Origin of the sequence: Parabacteroides sp. Marseille-P3160 (assembly GCF_900162725.1) — a bacterium.
GTDB lineage: Bacteria > Bacteroidota > Bacteroidia > Bacteroidales > Tannerellaceae > Marseille-P3160.
The window spans coordinates 3,616,096-3,635,977 of the sequence record NZ_LT799418.1 but is presented as its reverse complement, the minus strand read 5'-3'; the positions used below and the strand labels follow the sequence as shown (position 1 = coordinate 3,635,977).

The 19,882-nt window shown below is 46.3% G+C and carries 12 protein-coding genes; 7 read left to right on the top strand and 5 right to left on the bottom strand.

The features are described 5' to 3' along the window. Positions 1–315: 315 nt before the first annotated feature. The 3 genes from sucD to BQ8014_RS14660 form a co-directional block, all read right to left on the bottom strand. Positions 316–1,173 (bottom strand): succinate--CoA ligase subunit alpha, encoded by an 858-nt coding sequence (gene sucD, locus BQ8014_RS14670; protein ID WP_080904999.1) that lies wholly within the window; start codon positions 1,171–1,173, stop codon positions 316–318. After that, a complete protein-coding gene (sucC, locus tag BQ8014_RS14665) occupies positions 1,170–2,327 on the bottom strand; it encodes an ADP-forming succinate--CoA ligase subunit beta (protein ID WP_080904998.1) in 1,158 nt (385 codons plus the stop codon). Before sucC ends, sucD begins: the two co-directional genes overlap by 4 nt. 105 nt (positions 2,328–2,432) lie before the next feature. Further along, a complete protein-coding gene (locus BQ8014_RS14660; protein ID WP_080904997.1) occupies positions 2,433–4,208 on the bottom strand; it encodes a formylglycine-generating enzyme family protein in 1,776 nt (591 codons plus the stop codon). 370 nt (positions 4,209–4,578) lie between these two features. On the opposite strand from BQ8014_RS14660, the gene BQ8014_RS14655 reads away from it, so the two are divergent. The 6 genes from BQ8014_RS14655 (at position 4,579) to mnmD (ending at position 14,404) form a co-directional block, all read left to right on the top strand. Continuing rightward, a complete protein-coding gene (locus tag BQ8014_RS14655; protein ID WP_080904996.1) occupies positions 4,579–7,674 on the top strand; it encodes a SusC/RagA family TonB-linked outer membrane protein in 3,096 nt (1,031 codons plus the stop codon). A 3-nt stretch (positions 7,675–7,677) separates the two neighbouring features. Then, entirely contained in the window at positions 7,678–9,093 is a 1,416-nt protein-coding gene (locus BQ8014_RS14650; RefSeq protein ID WP_080904995.1) for a RagB/SusD family nutrient uptake outer membrane protein, read from the top strand. Between the two features lie 88 nt (positions 9,094–9,181). Then, the gene (locus tag BQ8014_RS14645) at positions 9,182–10,702 is read left to right on the top strand and encodes a sulfatase (protein WP_080905987.1); all 1,521 of its coding nucleotides are present in this window, start codon (positions 9,182–9,184) and stop codon (positions 10,700–10,702) included. Between the two features lie 26 nt (positions 10,703–10,728). Continuing rightward, a complete protein-coding gene (locus BQ8014_RS14640; RefSeq protein WP_080904994.1) occupies positions 10,729–12,321 on the top strand; it encodes a sulfatase family protein in 1,593 nt (530 codons plus the stop codon). A 65-nt stretch (positions 12,322–12,386) separates the two neighbouring features. After that, on the top strand, positions 12,387–13,703 hold the full coding sequence (locus BQ8014_RS14635) for an MATE family efflux transporter (protein WP_080904993.1): 1,317 nt from the start codon (positions 12,387–12,389) through the stop codon (positions 13,701–13,703). Further along, positions 13,700–14,404, top strand: coding sequence for a tRNA (5-methylaminomethyl-2-thiouridine)(34)-methyltransferase MnmC2 (gene mnmD, locus BQ8014_RS14630; protein WP_080904992.1), 705 nt, complete (start codon positions 13,700–13,702; stop codon positions 14,402–14,404). Before BQ8014_RS14635 ends, mnmD begins: the two co-directional genes overlap by 4 nt. A 58-nt stretch (positions 14,405–14,462) precedes the next feature. Here mnmD and trxA read toward each other — a convergent pair whose 3' ends face one another. Beyond that, positions 14,463–14,777, bottom strand: a complete 315-nt coding sequence (gene trxA, locus BQ8014_RS14625) for a thioredoxin (protein WP_080904991.1) — start codon at positions 14,775–14,777, stop codon at positions 14,463–14,465. A gap of 93 nt (positions 14,778–14,870) precedes the next feature. After that, positions 14,871–18,626, bottom strand: a complete 3,756-nt coding sequence (gene dnaE / locus BQ8014_RS14620) for a DNA polymerase III subunit alpha (RefSeq protein WP_080904990.1) — start codon at positions 18,624–18,626, stop codon at positions 14,871–14,873. 333 nt (positions 18,627–18,959) lie between these two features. Between dnaE and BQ8014_RS14610 the strand changes: the two genes are divergently transcribed. After that, positions 18,960–19,556, top strand: a complete 597-nt coding sequence (locus tag BQ8014_RS14610; RefSeq protein ID WP_080904988.1) for an HU family DNA-binding protein — start codon at positions 18,960–18,962, stop codon at positions 19,554–19,556. The last annotated feature ends 326 nt before the right edge of the window (positions 19,557–19,882 follow it).

Below are 19,882 nucleotides of genomic sequence, written 5' to 3'. Positions count from 1 at the left end.
CGCTGTCTCACGTTTATGATATAGATGGGGCTGTATCAAAAGAAAATCCTATAAAAATGGGGCGTTCCAAAAAGTCGTGACATGCACGGAAAAATCCAGTATACTGAATTCTATAAATGAGTGCACTGGATTTCATAAACGAGTATACTGAATCAATTCATTGAGTGCACTGGATTTTCAAAGCGGCGCAGTGCTTTTTAGACAGCCTCATTTTTTCAGTTAATAAGCGATGGCTTTTGAATAAATCCGGTATAGTGAAATTTTTCATGGATTCAGACTTTTTGGGGTATGCAAATTAAGACGTATGCAATGCGTCTACAACAACAAGGAAGGAATCTCTGATGGCTCGCGGGCTACTTTCACTCCGGCCTCTTCGAGTGCAGCGATTTTTTCCCTTGCCGTGCCCGAGCCGCTGGAGATGATAGCGCCGGCATGCCCCATCTGTTTGCCGGGAGGAGCGGTTTGTCCGGCAATGAAGGCAACGACCGGCTTGGTAATATGTTTTTTGATATAAGCAGCCGCCAACTCTTCCGCATTTCCTCCGATTTCCCCGATCATCACAATGGAATCCGTTTGTTCGTCTTCTTCCATCATTTGCAATAACTCATTGAAATAAAGTCCTGTGACAGGGTCTCCGCCCATGCCGACGGTGGTTGACTGTCCCAGTCCGTTCCGAGTCAGGTGATACACGACTTCGTAGGTAAGCGTGCCGCTCCGGCTGATTACTCCAACATTTCCTTGCATGAAGATTTGTGCGGGAGAGATGCCCACCAGGCATTTGCCCGGGGATACGAGTCCTGGACAGTTCGGCCCGATAAGTGTCGCCTGCTTCATTTGTACGAAACGGTAAGCCTTGACGACGTCCAGCGTCGGGATTCCTTCCGTGATGCAGACGATGAGCCGGATGCCTGCGTCGGCCGCTTCCATGATAGCATCGGCCGCATAGGGGGCGGGGACGAAAATAATGGATGTATTGGCCTCCGTCGCTTCCACGGCGTCATAGACCGTATTGAATACCGGAACGCCGAGTCGGGCGCTGCCTCCTTTGCCGGGAGAAGTTCCTCCGACGAGGCGAGTGCCGTATGATTGCATTTTCTGTGCATGGAAATTACCGTCCCTGCCGGTAATGCCTTGCACGATAAGTCTTGTGGATTGATCGATTAATATGCTCATGATGCGGAATGTTTTTCGTTCGTTTTAACCGTTTGGACAGCCATGCGGGTTGCTTCACTCATGCTTTCGGCTACCAGGAAGCGGGTGTTCTCCAATAATCGGCGGCCTTCTTCTTCGTTTGTACCGGTTAGCCGGACAACGATGGGGATGTTGGTTTCGATCTTTTTAAATGCTTCCAGCAATCCGATAGCGACGTCGTCGCAGCGGGTAATCCCGCCGAAAATATTGATGAGTACTACCTGTACCTGCGTTTTATCGAGTAATAATTTCATGGCGTCGACTACTTTCTCCGGCTTAGAGCTTCCTCCGATGTCAAGAAAGTTGGCCGGTTCGCCGCCATAGAGCTTAATCATATCCATTGTACTCATTGCCAGGCCAGCTCCGTTGACCATACAGCCGATGTTCCCATCCATATGTACGTAGCTGAAGCCTTTTTCCTTCGCCCGGATTTCGGTTTTCTCTTCTTTCGTCAGTTCAAGAAGCGCTTCGATCTCCGGCCGGCGGTAGCGGGCATTGTCGTCGAAAGTCATTTTTGCATCCACGGCCAATAGTTCGCCGGATGAGGTTGCTACGAGCGGATTGATTTCGGCCAGATTGGCATCCTTCTCCATGAAAAGGCGGTATAGCTTCTGCAGGATTCCTGCGAGGGCGTTGACCTGCTCCATCGAGTCAAAGAAAAGGAAGGCATATCGCCTGGCCAGATAGTCGGGCAACCCGATAAAAGGATCGATCGGAAAACTGTGGATCTTCTCCGGCGTTTCCCGGGCGACGGTTTCGATGTCGATACCTCCTTCACGGCTCATCATTAGAATGACGGACTTGCTGTTCCTGTCGATAATATAGCTGACATAATACTCGGCAGCGATATCCGCCGCTTCGGTAACAATCAGTTTTTTTACCGGGAATCCTTTGATCGTAAGGCTTAAGATATCTTCAGCCCGCCGCTTAACTTCCTCTGCGTTACCGGCGAGTTTAACGCCGCCCGCCTTTCCTCTTCCCCCGGTCAAGACCTGTGCCTTAAGGACGACCTTGAGGACGCCCAATTTCCCATAGGCGGAAACTGCCTCGGAGGGGGTATAGCATAGGATCTGTCTTCCGACCGGAATGCCATAAGAGGAAAATAGTTCTTTGGATTGATATTCATGTATCTTCATCGCATGGATATTTAAGGTTATCAGGAAGGAAAGATACGAATTTTATTTGAAAAGTGCGTTTTGCGGATCGATGAAGTTATCTCTTTTCGCTTTTTATCCCTTTTCTTATAAATCTTTTACGATTCGGAACCCATTATAGAAATGCTTGCTATCCGGGAATACTTCCGTCCGGTTTGTCGTCCGGCACATTCCCGTTTCATGGAACCACGTTCCTCCGCGAACGGCATAATAGAGTTTGCCGTCTTTGGATACCGGATCGGAGCACCATTCCCATAGGTTGCCGCTCATGTCGTGAATGCCGAGTTCGTTAGGTTGTTTAGTCCCGACCGAATGAGGATGCCCTCCCGAGTTTCCGGCATACCATCCCACGCTATCCAAGACCATGCTTCCGCTGTAGGGATTCTGCCGTCCACGTTTTTGTCCACCCCGGGCGGCGTACTCCCACTCTTCTTCGGTAGGTAATCGTCCGCCCGCCCACCGACAATAGGCTTGGGCGCCGTACCAAGTAATGTAGATTGCCGGATGCGTTTCATATCCTTTCACCGGATTCCCCTGTTCGATTCCCCAATTACATTCATAATACAGGCGTTCGCCTTGATACGCTCCCTCTTTGACAACTTCACTTCCGTAGGCTTTCAGGAAACAGGCGAACTGATAATTGGTGACTTCATATTTGCCGATCAGGAAGTCTTTGACCGTCACTTCATGGTACGGATTATGATCTTCCGGATTGTTGGACCCCATCACATAGGCGCCGCCTTTCACTTCGATTATTTCGGGTAGTTCTGTCGTCGCAATTTGCTTGCGGTAGCGGATCTCTTCCATGCGCGTAAGCGCCATCTTCCCATCCTTTTCATTGACTGTCCGGTCGATAAATTCCTGATAGCCTTGCAGGGCTATTTCGTATGCCTCTACGCCCATGAGCGGGAGCAGTCGTTCATGCATGCTTGCCAGGGCCAGATGGGCGTCCGTCCGTTCCGGATCCAAATGGACTCCTCTCTTGTAAAGTTTATAAGCTTCGCCGGCACAGGATAGTCGTTCCGTTTCCGTCCCGTTACGCGCCAGCAGGGCATCTGCCTGCCGGATCGCTTCATCGGCATAGGGATTGATTTGATTGCTGATTGCGCGTACGAACTTGGTTCGTTTCATCTCGACCGGAATCAAACGATAAAATTCACGAAGGGAGTCGACAGGCATTTGTTTCATAATCCGGGTCAGGAGAAACTGTCCGGCCGCCTGGTGCATGTGATGACGGATGAAATCCAGGCGGATGGAATCCCGCTCCTTCTCTATTTGAGCCAGTTCCCAATCCTGAGGTAATCGTGAGGCATGTTGCGGAGCCTCATCTTTTGATATGTCGCCTCGCAGGTCTATGATAATTCCTCCCTTGCTTTTTTGCCTTGATTGATTCTTCTTTCCCCAGGCTCCCATATTATGTAATTCCTCTACAATTATGTGGAGGCTATCCCGTTTCATATTTAAAGTACGCACAGCTTGGACATAGGCCTCGTATTGCATATGAGTCTCTGCTCCGTGAAAATGAAGGTTGTAAGGGACGTTTCGGATATCTCCTTCTATATAGAGCGTATCCTGATCGATCAATAAATCGCAATAGATAAATTCATCATTCAAGGTCGTACATAGCCAGAGATGCTGAGGCATATCGGACAGTGTACCTCGTAAGGTAAAAACGCCTTTTTTTACACGGGCGACATTGATTAGCCGTTGGTTGCCCACTTGTTTCAGTTGCATGAGCATATTTTCCGGTAGTCCCTTTATCTTTCCGATGATTACATAACCTTCCGCTATGACTACAGGGTAGCCCATTATCAACAAGAACAGGGAAAACATAAGTTTGTATCTGTATCTTCCTCTCTTCATGGTTCAAATCTAATTCCTTGGCTAATATATCAATTTCTCGATATTTGTTTATCCTGTAATCGCTTAAAACAAGCGAAGAATAACTTTTATTATACTTCTCTACTTTTTAAGAGAGATGGTTTTTCTTAATTACAATACTTCCGGCAAACGGTTGTTTTTTTTACGGGATAATTTCTGTATTAGACTAGAAAATATACCCTAAAAAGGGTATTGAGCCTTTTTGTTAAATATTATTCCTTTGCATCGTTTATTAACTCTTAACGGTATTCGTATGTAAAAAGACCTTTATGAAATAATTGAGAAAGCCCCCTTTCTCCGATGGCAAATGGTTCGAGGGGGCCCTATCCAAATTTAAATGTAAACTTAGGACATGACAAAAGTAAAAAAAAATGTAGGAAAAGAAATCGTTCTTTTCGGTAGACCGTTGTATTTGGTCTTCTTTTTCTTTAGTTTCTCTTTTTCTCTTTTTTCACAAACTATTTTAAGTGGACGGGTTGTCGACAGCAAAAACCAGGGCCCCATACTTGGAGCTTCCGTTATCGTAAAATCGACAACGAATGGGATTGCTACGGATTTGAATGGTGAGTTTAAATTGGAAATTCGTAAGGAACTACCTGTCACGCTCCTTGTTTCCTTAATCGGATATAAAAGTGAGGAGATTGAAATATATGATGCCGGTGAACCGCTTGAAATTGCCTTGAGTGAGAATGCCAATTTGTTGGATGCGGTTGTCGTGGTCGGCTACGGAACGCAAAAAAGGAGAGAGATAACCGGATCCGTCACTTCGATCGGACAAGAAAGTTTTAACAAAGGAGCGATTACTTCGGTGGATCAACTGATCAGTGGTAGAGCAGCAGGTGTCCAGATCACTCAAAGTTCTTCCGAACCCGGTGGGGGCGTTAGCATACGTATTCGAGGAGCCAATTCTATTAATGCAAATAATGAACCTTTGTATGTGATTGATGGATTTCCTATTGATAATTCTCCGGTATTGTCTTCTTCTTCGACTGTATCCGAACCTGCACGCAGAAATCCCTTAAACAGTTTGAATCCGGGAGATATCGAGTCTGTTGAAATTTTGAAAGATGCCTCGGCAACCGCGATTTATGGTTCGCGAGGAGCTAACGGCGTTATACTTATAACAACTAAAAAGGGTTCTGCCGGAAAATTGAAAGTGTCGTATAATACTTATTTCTCTACACAGAATGTGGCAAAAAAAATTCCGATGTTGTCTGCCAAGCAATATATGAGCTTATTGAATGATTTGCAGACGGAAGAAGGTGCTACTCCGGAATTTACCCAAGAGCAGATAGAGAGGATTGGAGAGGGAGTAAACTGGCAGGACGAGATTTTTCGTACCGGTAATGTACAAAATCATCAACTTTCTTTTTCCGGCGGACAGAATAACCTGAATTATTATGTGTCACTTAATTATTTTGATCAGGACGGAATCGTAATCAGTTCCGGGTTAAAACGATATAATGGACAGGTAAACTTAGGTTATAAAGACGAAAAGTTCAAGTTGAATGTGAATATAAATTCTGCGCGGATAGAAGATAATTTTGTTCCGAATGGCGTCAGTATAAATGAAAACGCGGGTATACTTAATTCGGCCATTTTTCAGGATCCGACCTTGGCAATCTATGAATCCGACGGAAAAACTTATGCGCAATCTTCCGTCGTAAACCTTGAAAATCCATTGGGACTGGCATACGGAATAGACGATGTAGGTGAAACAAACCGGACTTTTGCAAATATCAAAGGGGAATATACATTATTTCCTGAATTAATATTAGGAATTAACCTGGGGTCGGATACGCAGAACGCCCAGCGCGATACCTATATTTCTAAAAATACGAAGAGAGGAGCTTCAGTGGGAGGGGTTGCCAAAGTCGTTTCCAATTATGCAAAAAACTATTTGCTTGAATTAACGGCTACCTTTAACAAGGATTTCGGAAATCATCATGTGGATGCACTGGCTGGTTATACTTACCAGGAATTTGAGGGGAATTACCTTTCTGCCGGTTCGAGCAGTTATTCTACGGATGCTTTTCTGACTTATAACCTTTCCGCCGGTACTCAGTCTACTTATACCGTCGGATCTTCGCGAAACAAGAATCAATTACTTTCGTATCTGGGACGTGTCAATTACTCTTTCTTAAACCGCTATTTCCTTACTGCCACCTTGCGGTCGGACGGTTCTTCACGGTTTGGCGAAAAAAACAAATATGGTTATTTCCCTTCTCTTTCCGTAGGATGGGAACTGAAAAAAGAATCTTTTCTGGAAAACGTATCTCAACTGTCCAGTTTAAAGATAAGGAGTAGTTACGGACATACCGGGAACCAAGAGATTGGAAATTATCGCTCTCTTGTTTTATTGGGAACGCAGGGACAGGCCATTTTTGACGGAGTTGCCCAGGTCGGAATTACAACAAATCAATTGGCCAATCCGAACCTGAAATGGGAAACGACCAAACAGTTTGATCTGGGTATCGATTTCTCCCTGTTTACCGACCGTATCTCGGGATCGGTCGATTATTTCAAGAAAAAAACAACCGATTTGCTGTTGGAATTACCGGTGCCGAATACGACTGGCTTTTCTTCCACACTGGCAAATGTGGGAAGTACGAGTAATTGGGGCTTTGATTTGATTATTAACACCCTGAACCTGGATGGTAAATTAAAATGGAGATCTTCATTTAATCTATCGACGGTCCGGAACAAAGTCGGCAGTCTGGCAAGTGTACCTTATGTGCTTCAGGGATCTGCCGGATTTTTTAACGGGTTTACGATCCTGAAACCCGGAGAGGCTTTGAACTCTTATTATGGTTACGATATCATAGGAATTCTTCAGGAAGGTGAGACTTATGCGCCGCAACCGCTGTCAAAACCGGGAGAATATAAATACAGGGATGCGGATGGGGATGGCAGTATAACAACGGCTGATATGACTATTTTGGGTAATCCGTTTCCGGATTTTACTTTTGGAGTAAATAATGAATTTACATTCGGCAAGTTCACATTATCATTTTTCCTGCAGGGAAGTCAAGGGGGAGAATTGTTGAACCTGAATATTTCCGAATCTGAAAATCCTATTTCATTTCGCAGAAACCGTTTAGCCCGCTCTTATACCGACAGATGGACTGCTTCCAATCCGACCAATAATAATAATTCAGGCCATACGCCGGCTAATCCTTATGTTAGCTTGAGTAGTACGATCAACAGCCGGGCTGTTCAGGATGCTTCTTTTATCAGATTGAAATCGGCTCAATTAAGTTATGATTTTACATTAGCTAGCCGGATAAAAGCACAACTTTATATTTCAGGTCAAAACCTGTTTACTATCACGGATTATTTCGGTTTTGACCCGGATGTAAGTTCTTACGGAAGTTCTAATATCAGAGCGGATTATAATGCTTATCCTTTATCCCGTATTTATACGGTCGGATTTAACTTAAACTTTTAAGAGATGAAAAAAATAATATATTTATTGTTATCTGTGTATCTGTTTAACGGATGCTCTTTGGATGAAACAGTCTATTCTTCATTGGGAGAGAGCAATTATTTTAAGAATGAGAGTGATGCGGAAGCTTTATTGAATTCGGCATATGCTCCGGAACAGCGTAGGAGTTTCCGAAATTATTTAATCATGGCTGAAATTCCTGCAGGCGTCTTTTATGACCGGAATGGAGGGTTAGAGGCCTTGGCCAAACCTTTCGAACTTTTTACCTGGGATGCGACCCATGAATTTTTCAGCTCGGCTTGGCAAACCCATTATCAAACTGTGTACTGTTCCAATTTGATACTAGACCAAGTGCCGGCCATCAATATGGATGAGAATATAAAAGAACAGATTCTTGCGGAAGCTCGTTTCCTTCGCGCCAGTGCGTATGTTATTTTAGATGATTTGTTCGGTCCGGTACCATTAATCCTGACCAGTAATACATCGGCTACGGATAAACCTTCACGTCCGTCTGAAGAAGAATTCAATAGTTTTATTGAAACGGAGTTCCGAGCTGTGAGCAAGATACTCCCTGCTACTCCCCGCAATTATGGAAGGGCAACCAAAGGAGCCGCTCTTTCGCAATTGACAAAATTTTATTTGAATAATAAAAAATGGAAAGAATCGGCAGAAACGGCGAAAGAGGTAATCGATTTAGGAATTTATGCCTTATACGATTCTCCACACCGGACCGATCTATTTGACCCTTTAAATGAAGTGAACAGCGAGTTTATTTATATACGTCCCAATTTAGCGAACAGCTATGGCACTAATTTTATAGGGCATGTGGCTCCTCCCTCTTATAAGTGGAAAGGAAACACGAAGGAGAATTATGCGACCCAGTTTAAAACATATACTTCTTTTTATAATTCTTTTGAAGAGGGAGATGAAAGACGAGATGCTTTTATAACACAGTATGAAAATCTTTCCGGTCAAATCGTTCAATTAGGAAAAGATGATATTCGAAACTTTAAATTCCAGGAAGACCTAACCGCTTCGGGAGCAAATTCCGGAAATGATTATCCGGTCATACGGTATGCCGATATCTTGTTAAGCCGCGCAGAAGCATTGAATGAATTGTCCGGGCCGAATGAAGAATCCGTCGGGTTAATCAACCAAGTAAGGTTGAAAGCGAAGATAAAGCCGTTACTCCTCCAAAATTATTCATCGACGAAAGAATTGAGGGACGCCATTTTTCAGGAAAGAGGATGGGAGTTTTTTTCGGAAGAATTACGACGCCAGGATTTAATTCGTCAGGGCGTTTTTATACAGCAGGCAAAGGACCGGGGAATTGTTGCGGTAAAAGATTATCATGTCTTGTATCCGATTCCGTTAAGTGAGATTAATCTGAATCCGAATTTAAAACAAAATGAAGGCTATTAAGATATTCGGTGAAAATAGTTAAACAAGGCGGACAAGATGTTGTATTTTGGAAAGATAAACTTATATTTGAAGAGTAATGGGATTAGATATGAACCGACTACACAGAAACTTATTTCTATCTTTTGTTTCCCTGCCTTTTATTCCGGTAGTGTCGGCTGCGGCTTTTTCCCAACCGGAAGAGACGGAGAGAAGGCCGAATATTATCCTGTTTTTGGTTGATGATTTCGGCTGGCAGGATACTTCTCTTCCGTTTGCAGATACGATTACAGCAAACAATCGCAAATTTCATACGCCGAATATGGAATGTTTGGCGAAGGAAGGGGAAAAATTTACCGACGCTTATGCGACCCCGGTCAGTACTCCTACAAGGGTCAGTCTGCTTACGGGAATGAATGTGACACGCCATCATGTGACGAACTGGACACATCCGAGGAAAAACCGGAATACGGATGTACGTGACGGCATGTTTACCGCCGCGGATTGGAATCTGAACGGATTGAGTCCGGTTCCGGGTGTTGAAAAAACCGTTTATGCAACACCCTTTCCTCAGTTGCTGAAGGAGGCGGGGTATTTCACGGTACATGTGGGAAAAGCCCATTGGGGAGCGGCAGGTACTCCCGGGGCCAGTCCTTATAACCTGGGCTTTTTAGTGAATATAGCCGGCCATGCAGCCGGACACCCGCAAAGCTATCTTTCGGAAGAGGAATATGGGAACTTGCCGGGTAAAAATACTTTTCAATCGGTACCTGATATGGAAGCTTATTACCATACCGGTACATTTCTGACCCAGGCGTTGACTCAAGAGGCTTTGAAAGCCATCGAGCAGCCCATTTCGGAAAAACGTCCGTTCTTTTTGCACCTGGCTCATTATGCGGTACATACTCCTATTATGGCGGATTCCCTGTATTTTCAGAAATACCTGGACCAAGGTTTGGATTCTGTAGAAGCAAGATATGCGTCTCTGGTAGAGGGAATGGACGCCAGCCTTGGTGAGGTGATGGATTTCCTGAAGGAAAAAAAGATAGAAGACAATACGGTGGTTATTTTTTTCTCGGATAACGGAGGGCTTTCACTGGCACCTCCAAGAGGAGGCAAGTCCTTTACGCAGAATCTTCCCCTCAGGGCCGGGAAAGGTTCTGTTTACGAGGGAGGCATAAGAGTTCCTCTCATTATTAAGTATCCGGGGAAAACGCCGGCCGGTTCGGTCAGCCATTACCCTTTTATTGTGGAAGATCTGTTTCCTTCCATATTGGAAATGGCAGGCATCAGGGATTATGAAACCGTTCAGCTTGTCGACGGACGGAGTGTCTTTCCTTTCCTGGAGCATCCGGGTTCCAAGGACGTCGAGAGGGAACTTGTCTGGCATTATCCGAATAAGTGGATTCCGGAGGATGGTCCGGGGATTAACTATTTTAGTGCGATACGGAAGGGCGATTGGAAATTGGTATATAATCAACGGACAAACGGAAAAGAACTATACAACCTTAAAAACGATTTGGGCGAAAAGGTCGATCTGTCAGGAAAATATCCCCAGGAAACAAATGCATTGTATGATCGTTTGTCGACTGTTTTGAAGGAAAATAAGGCGCCTCAACCTGTCCGTAAATAAAGCATGTATGTAAATTATTAAATAAAATGAAATATAAAGATTCTCTGTTTATACTATCCGCATTATGCGGAATGCCCCAATGGGGTATGGCTCAGAAAGACAAGGGTTCGGACAAGCCCCTTAACGTGGTATATATCATGACGGACGACCATTCGTACCAGGCAATAAGCGCTTACGGGCATCCGATTGGGAAACTGGCTCCTACGCCTAATATAGACCGGCTGGCGAACGAAGGCGTTCTGTTCCGGAGAGCTTTTGTGGAAAATTCGCTTTCGACTCCCAGTCGTGCCTGTCTGATGACCGGACTATACAGCCATCAGAACGGACAGCGCACCTTAGGTAAAGGGATTGATTCTACCAAGGTCTTTGTGTCGGAATTGCTGCAGACCAAAGGATACCAGACGGCGGTAATCGGTAAATGGCATATGCAATGTGAGCCGAAAGGTTTCGATTATTACTCTGTCTTGGAAGACCAGGGAGCTTATTATAATCCTGAATTCAAGACCAAAGAATCCCATGGAAAATATATCCGGGAAGAAGGATATGCTACCCATTTGATCACGGACCATGCGGTTGAATTTTTGGAACATAGGAATAAGAAAAAGCCGTTTGCCCTTTTTGTGCATCACAAGGCACCGCACAGGAACTGGATGCCGGAAGAAAAGTACCTCAATCTTTACGAGGATGTCGAGTTCCCCTTACCGGAAACCTTTTATGACGATTACAAAACGCGTTGCGCCGCCGCTTATTCCCAGGAAATGGAGGTCGGACGGGATTTGCAACTGATCTATGATTTGAAGTTGAATGATCCGGACAGCATAGGAAGCCCGGATGAGCGCGCCGGCTGGGAGCCGTCGGTCAAACGGATGAATGCCGGGCAATGGAAAGCCTGGGAATCTGCTTATGCGCCGAGGAACAAGGCTTTTAATGATCATCCGATGACCGGCGATGCGTTGGTTCGTTGGAAATTCCAACGGTATATGCGTGACTATCTGCGCTGTATAAAATCGGTGGACGACGAGGTGGGGCGGCTGGTTGCTTATCTCGCAAAAAACAATCTGCTGGATAATACGGTGATTGTTTATACCTCCGACCAGGGATTTTATAATGGGGAACATGGCTGGTTTGATAAACGTTTCATGTATGAAGAATCGTTCCGTACTCCGTTGATCATCCGGTATCCCGGGAAAATGAATGCCGGAACAACGAACGATGAACTGGTCCAAAATATAGACTATGCGCCTACCTTCCTTGCTATTGCCGGCGTGGAGAAACCGGCTTCCTTTGTCGGGCAATCGTTTCTTCCGCTTCTGAAAGGGGAGAAACCTTCCGATTGGAGAAAATACTTGTATTATCATTATTATGATTATCCGGCCGTACATCAGGTACGCCGTCATGATGGCGTGCGCGACGAGCGCTACAAGTTGATCCATTTCTATGGGGAAGGTTTTGGCAAAGACATGGGGAATACGATCAGTTGCAATGAACTTTACGACCTGCAGGCCGATCCGAATGAATTGGATAATCTATATGGAAACCCAGCCTACAAGGAGATCGCCGATCGATTGCAGGCGCAACTCGACCGATTCAGGGTAGAGCAGAAAGTAGATGAATATTAATAAGCTTCCCCGGTTTTGACTGGGGTGCGGCGGGCGGTCATCCCGATTTGTTTTACCTTTGCGTCATGAATAAGAAAATACTTCGTTTGGCGCTGCCGAATATCATTTCCAACATCACTGTTCCACTTTTGGGGGTGGTGGACCTTGCGATCGTCGGGCATCTGGAGGTTGAGCAATCGATCGGGGGAATCAGCCTGGCGACAATGATAGTCAACTTTATCTACTGGAATTTTGCATTCCTACGGATGGGAACCAGCGGTTTTACAGCCCAATCCTACGGCGCAAGGAACCTGAAGGAAGCGACAGCCGTCTTGTTTCGTTCCATGGCGATAGCCATGTTAGCTAGCGGGCTGATTCTGCTTTTTCATCGCGGCATTCTGGAACTGGCTTTTCATTGGATAGAAACCAGCGAGACGGTTCGTAGCTATACAAAGGCCTACTTCAATATTTATATCTGGGCGGCTCCGGCTATTCTCGGACAATACGCCTTGACCGGTTGGCTGATCGGCATGCAGAATGCGAAAACACCCATGTTCGTTGCGATCTTTGTGAATGTGTTAAATATCTGCCTGAGTTTCTTTTTCGTCTATGGATTGGGTATGCAGATCGAAGGAGTGGCTATGGCTTCCCTCATTGCACAGACCTGCGGTTTCCTCTATGCCTTACTCATTTTCGTCCGGTGTTACGGGCGGTTGCGTTCTTATTGGGATTGGAGCGTGGTGAAGCGTGTACGCACATTCGCCCCCTTTTTCCGTGTCAATTCGGATATCTTCATGAGAACTTTGTTGCTGGTTTGCGTGACGACGTTTTTTACCTCCGCTTCGGCAAGCTTGGGCGATACGATATTGGCCGTAAATACGCTGTTGATGCAGTTCTTCATTTTTTTCTCCTATATGATGGATGGATTTGCCTATGCCGCCGAAGCCCTGGCGGGGCGGTATGTCGGGGCGCGGGATCCGTTGAATTTATACCGGCTTGTCCGGCAACTGTTTCGTTGGGGTTTAGCGGTCGCTTTGCTTTTTACACTTTTATACGGGCTCTTCACTGAAGAGATCTTGGGGATACTTACGGATAAGGCCAATGTGATTCTTGCCAGCCGTGCTTACCGACATTGGGTACTGCTTATTCCCATGGCCGGATTCGCCGCATTCTTATGGGACGGTATCTTCATCGGAGCGACAGCATCACGCCAGATGCGCAATTCGATGTTGGTGGCGGCAGGCGGCTTCTTTCTGCTTTATGCCCTTCTTTCTGCCTGCCGGATGCCTTCGGCTTTATGGATTTCTTTCCTTTGTTATCTGGCTTTGCGCGGAGGTGTTCAAACGATGATGGCTAAGTCGGTTTTATCAAAAAGTATTTCAACCATTCATTTGCAATCATGAAAAAGGAAAATTCCGCTTCTTCCGGATTTGAGCTTCAGCTAACGGCTGACGGAAGCCACACGTTGTATGTACCTGCTTTGGAAGAACATTACCATTCGGTCAACGGGGCCGTACAGGAATCCCGCCATGTCTTTATCGAGGCGGGATTGCATCAATTGCACCAGGAGAGGATTACGGTGTTCGAGGTCGGGTTCGGTACCGGATTGAATGCTTTCCTTACTTTATTGGATGCCGGAGAGCAGGGTATTAAAGTTCTCTACCGGGCGGTCGAACAATATCCTTTGCCTTTCGATATGATTCGCAGATTGAATTATGGAGACATCGTTGCCCCCGGGAACGATGCTTCTTTCTTATCGTTGCATGAGGCGGAGTGGGAGAGGGACGTTCCCCTTTCTGACGGATTTGTACTGCATAAGATGCAAGGAGATTTGAATCGGTGTGAGTTTCCGCCAGGGATCGATCTTGTCTATTTTGATGCTTTTGCGCCGGACAAACAACCGGAAGTATGGAATCAGCCTCTCTTCGAACGCCTCTATGAGGCCATGGCGCCGGAGGGAATACTGACTACCTACTGTGCCAAAGGATCTGTTCGCCGGATGATGCAGGCAGCCGGTTTCAAAGTCGAACGCATTCCCGGCCCTCCCGGTAAGCGGGAGATGCTCCGCGCACGAAAGTCCGGAAAAAACAAAGGGGTTGTCTAAAAAGTAGCTACTTTTTAAACAACCCCTTGTTTTATGAATAATTCCGGATTACCGGAGGTTATAATAACTTTTTTATTTTGTCGACAAATACACCCCGTTGAGCGGCGCCGACTTGTTTGTCTACTACTTTCCCGTCCTTGAAAAATAAGATGGTCGGGATATTACGAACGCCGAACTGGGCCACAATGTCGTTGTTTTCATCGACATCTACTTTACCGACCGTTACGCGGTCCTTGTATTCTTCTGCTAAATCTTCGATGATCGGTCCGACCATGCGGCACGGGCCACACCATTCTGCCCAAAAGTCCAAAACCAAAGGTTTGCCAGAATTCAATACTTCATTGAAATTCTGATCTGTTACAGTTAATGCCATATTCAATATATAAGTTTACTTCTATTTTTATCTAATGTTACCGTATCAATAAACGAAGCCCAAAATTAGTATTTTTCTCTTTTCGTACCAATATTATTTATTTATCATAAAATCAATATTATCATTAGCCGATAGAAAGTCGACCAGATCACGGGTTACATTCAGGCGGACATTCTTGGAAAACAAGTTTAACGACAAATTATGCTCTCCGTCTATAATCTTGAAATACAGTAGTGTATTGCCCGGATTCTTCTTGATCAGGGTGGATAGTTCATTAATCGTTTGCTCATTTAGCTGGTGAATGGAAAGGCTAATGTTAATCTTTTCTATTAATTTATCTTTTTCATTTTGCAACAGGCGGATATTACTGATTTTAAAATCGAGTTCGTTCGGATTCCACTGTCTTGGCTGTATGGAAGCGTTGATCAGCAGATACATGCCCAGCTTGCAGAACTTGCTGTAGTTAATATAGTCATCCCCGAACAGGGCGATTTCGCCACTACCTGTATAATCTTCCATTTTCACTACCCCGTAATGTTTGCCGGTACGCGTTAACCCCTCCCGGAAGTCTGTGACAATCCCTCCGAGCAAGATCTCCCGCCCTTTTAAAACATCCCGGTCGCTTAGTTCCGCCATGCCGGTATTACAGACATAGGTCAGGATAATGCGATACTCATCCAGCGGATGTGCCGACAAATAAATACCGACCAATTCTTTTTCCTTGTTGAGGCGTTCCAGATTGCTCCAAGGCAGGCAAGACGGGATTTCAGGATGAGAAATCGTGACCGATGAATCGTCACCAAATAATGAATTTGCCGATAATTGCTTGTCCAGTTGGTATTTGCCCCCATAACGCACGAGCGTTTCAATAAATATCTCTCCCTTGCTATTTTCAGCAAAGAACTGTTCCCGTTTGATCTTTAAGTTATCGAATGCACCGGCCAGCGCCAGTGATTCGATATTCTTTTTATTGCAAGCCGTCAGGTTCACCCGCTCTACAAAGTCGAATATATCCTTGAATGGCCCGTTTTCCTTGCGTTCATTAATAATATTGAAGACGGCTCCCTCTCCGACGCCTTTGACCGCCCCCAGGCCGAAACGGATGTCCCCTTGTTTATTTACGCTGAATTTCAGGATCGATTCGTTTACATCCGGCCCCAATACCTGGATGCCCATGGCTTTGCATTCATCCATGAACTTGGTGATATCCGTGATATTGGACAAGTTCCGGCTCAGTACGGCCGCCATGTATTCCGAAGGATAGTTGGCTTTCAGAAAAGCCGTCTGATAAGCTACCCAGGAATAGCAGGTGGCATGGCTCTTATTGAAGGCGTAGGAAGCGAACTTCTCCCAGTCCGCCCAGATCTTGTTCAGCGTCTCTTCCTTGTAACCGTTCGCTTTGCCACCTTGAAGGAACTTCTCCTTCAGTTCGTTCATCTTCTCGATCATCTTCTTTCCCATGGCTTTCCGCAAGGTGTCGCTTTCACCTCTCGTGAAATTGGCCAGCAATCGGGAAAGGAGCATCACCTGTTCCTGATAGACTGTAATCCCGTAGGTATCTTTCAGGTAACGCTCCATGATGGGAATATCGTAGACAATCTCCTCCTGTCCGTGTTTCCGCGCGATAAAGGAAGGAATATAATCCATTGGCCCCGGGCGATAGAGGGCATTCATCGCGATCAGATCCTCAAACTTCGAGGGTTGCAATTCTTTCAGATACTTCTGCATGCCGGCCGACTCAAACTGGAATGTGCCGGTAGTCTTTCCCTGGCAATATAACTCATAGGTCTTTTTGTCCTCCAGGTCGATTTGGGCGATGTCGATTTTTTCTCCTGTGGTCTGGTATATGTTTTCTACTGCCTCCTTGATGATCGACAGCGTTTTAAGCCCAAGAAAATCCATCTTGATCAATCCGGTTTCCTCTATGACCGAACCTTCGTATTGGGTAACGAGCATCGTTTCACCCGTATCTTTGTCTTCCGCCGTGCTGACCGGAACGATGTCCGAAATATCCTGGCGGCCGATGATGATCCCGCAGGCGTGCACTCCAGTGTTGCGTACGTTCCCTTCCAGCATCTGCGCATATTTCAGCGTGTCGCGTGTCGTCGCGTCATGACTGTTAGCCGCCTCTTTCAACTCCGGAACGTATTCGATGGCATCCTTGAGGGTAACCCGCTTTTTGTCGGGGATCTTATCGGGAACCAGTTTGGTTAGCCGGTTTGATTCGGAGAGCGGCAACTTCTGTACACGTGCAACATCTTTGATCGACGATTTGGTCGCCATCGTGCCGTAAGTAATGATATGTGCCACCCGCTCCTGTCCATATTTGTCTGTTACCCATTTCAATACCAATCCCCGGCCGTCATCATCGAAGTCGATATCGATATCAGGCATGGAGATCCGGTCGGGGTTCAGGAAACGCTCGAACAGGAGATCGTATTTAATCGGGTCAATATCCGTGATACCGAGGCAGTAAGCGACGGCTGATCCCGCAGCCGAACCACGTCCCGGTCCTACGGCAACTCCCATCTGCCGCGCCGCATTGATGAAATCCTGCACGATGAGGAAGTATCCGGGGAATCCCATGGTTTTCATGACGTTCAACTCGAACTCGATCCGTTCTTTCACCTCGTCGCTCATCTCTTTTCCGTAGCGCGACGGCGCCCGCTCCATGGTCAGATGGGTAAGATAGTCCGCCTCCAGCTTGATACGGATCACCTTATCGTATCCGCCCAATCGGTTGTAATTCTTTTCACCGAACTCTCCGATCAGGTCGGATTCCGAAAATTTCTGCCTATATTCTTCTTCTGTTCCGAAAGAGGGGTCGATGTTGAAGAACGGCATCAGTGCGTCGGAATCGATCGAGTAGTATTCTACCTTGTCGAGGATCTCCTGCGTGTTTCGAAGCGCTTCCGGCACGTCGGCAAAGATGGCATTCATCTCCGCTGTCGTCTTCAGCCATTCCTGCTTGGTGTAGTGCAGACGGTTCGGATCGTCCAGGTCCTTGCCGGTACTGAGGCAGATCAACCGGTCATGCGCTTCGGCGTCTTCCGAATTGGCAAAATGGACATCATTAGTGGCAATGACTTTGACGCCATGCTTTTGCGCCAATTCCACCAATACCTTGTTGACCTCCGTCTGGCGCACAAAAGTGCTTTGTTCGGCATTCGGGTCGTGCGTCTCATGTCGCTGTATCTCCAGGTAATAATCTTCTCCGAAGATGCCTTTGAACCATTCGATAGCCTCTTCCGCTTCTTCGATATGGTTGTGCATGATTTTTTGAGGAATCTCTCCCCCGAGGCAGGCGGAGCTGATGACCAGGCCTTCGTGGTATTTTTCCAGTAATTCCTTGTCGATGCGCGGACGGCCGTAAAAGCCTTCCGTCCATGAGATCGAGACCATCTTGATCAGGTTCTTGTAGCCTTGCAGATTTTTGGCCAGGACGACAAGATGCCAGCCGCTCCGGTCTTCTTTTTCGGACTTGTTATGCCGCCCGTTGCGAGCGCAATAACACTCACAGCCGAGAATAGGCTTGAATAGCTGGTCTTCATTCTCCTTTATTTTATCCAGCAGTTTGGATATCCGCTCGTCCTCTTCCGGCGTCGTGTTTTCCTTGCGCATCAATTCCGCAAGTTCGCGTTTGCAATCCTTAATCGTGCCGGTATATTTGCTGTTTTTCTTTTTAACTTTGTTATAAAACTCCTTGATCCCGAACATGCTGCCGTGGTCGGTCAGGGCGATGCCTTTCATGCCGTCCTTCTGCGCCTTCTCGATCAGGGCGTCGATAGAGGCCTGGCCGTCCAACAGCGAATATTGGGAGTGTACGTGTAAATGAACAAATGATTCCATACGACAAATAAATTAGGCTATAAAGTTACGAGTTTATTTGGTGCGGCCGGCCGGTTGTTGATAACTTCTTCCGCACGGGAAATAAAAGAAAAGCCTCCCCAAATAAAAAAAGCGTTTCCAAAAGAATAATTCGGCGGCGGCGGTCGTATATTTGTATACTGGCAAGTGGATTTTGCCCCGTGAGGCGAAGTCCTTTTCCCTATGAGGCGAAGTTCTTCTCTCCATGGGAAAAAGAACTTCACCCGGCCGGAAGAAACAGACTTTGCGCCGGGATTGAAACTAAACCGGGCTGCCGAAAGAACGAATCAATAACCTTAAAATACAAAAAAAACTATGGCTATTTCATTTACTATCCAGCACATCCCCGACCTTAAAAAAGGAGAGGGACATTTTTTATCCGTCGCGCACGATTTCTCATCCGGTACATACGGCACAGACACTATCTGCACACAAATTTGCGCCCGTTCCACACTTTCCCCGGCCGACGTCAAGGCGGCCCTCGATTCCCTTGCCTGGGTCATCCAACGCGGCCTAAGTGAAGGCTATCATATCAACCTGGAAGGAATCGGTTACTTTTCGCCTTCGCTCCGCACGAAAACGAAGGATGGAAACAAACGTGTAATAGAGGTTGACGGTATTAACTTCGGATGCGACAGGCGATTACTCGACGGCGTCCGCCATGTCGAGCTCAAACGCGATTACCGCCAGGAAAAAGAGCTGAGAAAGGCCGATGAAAAAGATTGGACGGAAGACGCCCTTGCGTTCGCAAAGCAACTCGGTTACCTCACGCCCAACCTCTACCGCTCCCTGACGGGCTGTTCCTGGAGGCGAGCCGCCAAAGCCCTGGCAGATTATGTCGGCAAAGGCCTCTTAGTCAAGGAAGGCCGCGGTAGCCGCACGCTCTACCACTTGCCCCCGGGCGGCGAATAACTTTGCGAAAACAGAATTCACTTTTTTTGTGAATTTCCGAAATAAATATTAACTTTACAAAGCAGAATAGCAAATTTGCTGAAAAATTGAGTAAAATCCGCAAAATAGCGACCGTACTTTAAGCCCTGATTCATTATAATATTCTTATCTTTGTGGCAGATAGAAAATCGATTATGAGACGAACAGCATTTATCGGACTACTTCTAATGGTGGCTTTCGGAATGGAAGCGCAAATGAGCTATGGCGTCCGGGCCGGCTTGTCTTACTCTTCCTTGGTGCAACGTATCGACGGTGTGTCGGAGTCGGGGAGCCGGATGGGATATAGC

Coding starts and splice junctions, on each gene's coding strand:
- sucD (WP_080904999.1), bottom strand. CDS start 1,173: ATGAGCATATTAATCGATCAATCCACAAGACTTATCGTGCAAGGCATT.
- sucC (WP_080904998.1), bottom strand. CDS start 2,327: ATGAAGATACATGAATATCAATCCAAAGAACTATTTTCCTCTTATGGC.
- BQ8014_RS14660 (WP_080904997.1), bottom strand. CDS start 4,208: ATGAAGAGAGGAAGATACAGATACAAACTTATGTTTTCCCTGTTCTTG.
- BQ8014_RS14655 (WP_080904996.1), top strand. CDS start 4,579: ATGACAAAAGTAAAAAAAAATGTAGGAAAAGAAATCGTTCTTTTCGGT.
- BQ8014_RS14650 (WP_080904995.1), top strand. CDS start 7,678: ATGAAAAAAATAATATATTTATTGTTATCTGTGTATCTGTTTAACGGA.
- BQ8014_RS14645 (WP_080905987.1), top strand. CDS start 9,182: ATGAACCGACTACACAGAAACTTATTTCTATCTTTTGTTTCCCTGCCT.
- BQ8014_RS14640 (WP_080904994.1), top strand. CDS start 10,729: ATGAAATATAAAGATTCTCTGTTTATACTATCCGCATTATGCGGAATG.
- BQ8014_RS14635 (WP_080904993.1), top strand. CDS start 12,387: ATGAATAAGAAAATACTTCGTTTGGCGCTGCCGAATATCATTTCCAAC.
- mnmD (WP_080904992.1), top strand. CDS start 13,700: ATGAAAAAGGAAAATTCCGCTTCTTCCGGATTTGAGCTTCAGCTAACG.
- trxA (WP_080904991.1), bottom strand. CDS start 14,777: ATGGCATTAACTGTAACAGATCAGAATTTCAATGAAGTATTGAATTCT.
- dnaE (WP_080904990.1), bottom strand. CDS start 18,626: ATGGAATCATTTGTTCATTTACACGTACACTCCCAATATTCGCTGTTG.
- BQ8014_RS14610 (WP_080904988.1), top strand. CDS start 18,960: ATGGCTATTTCATTTACTATCCAGCACATCCCCGACCTTAAAAAAGGA.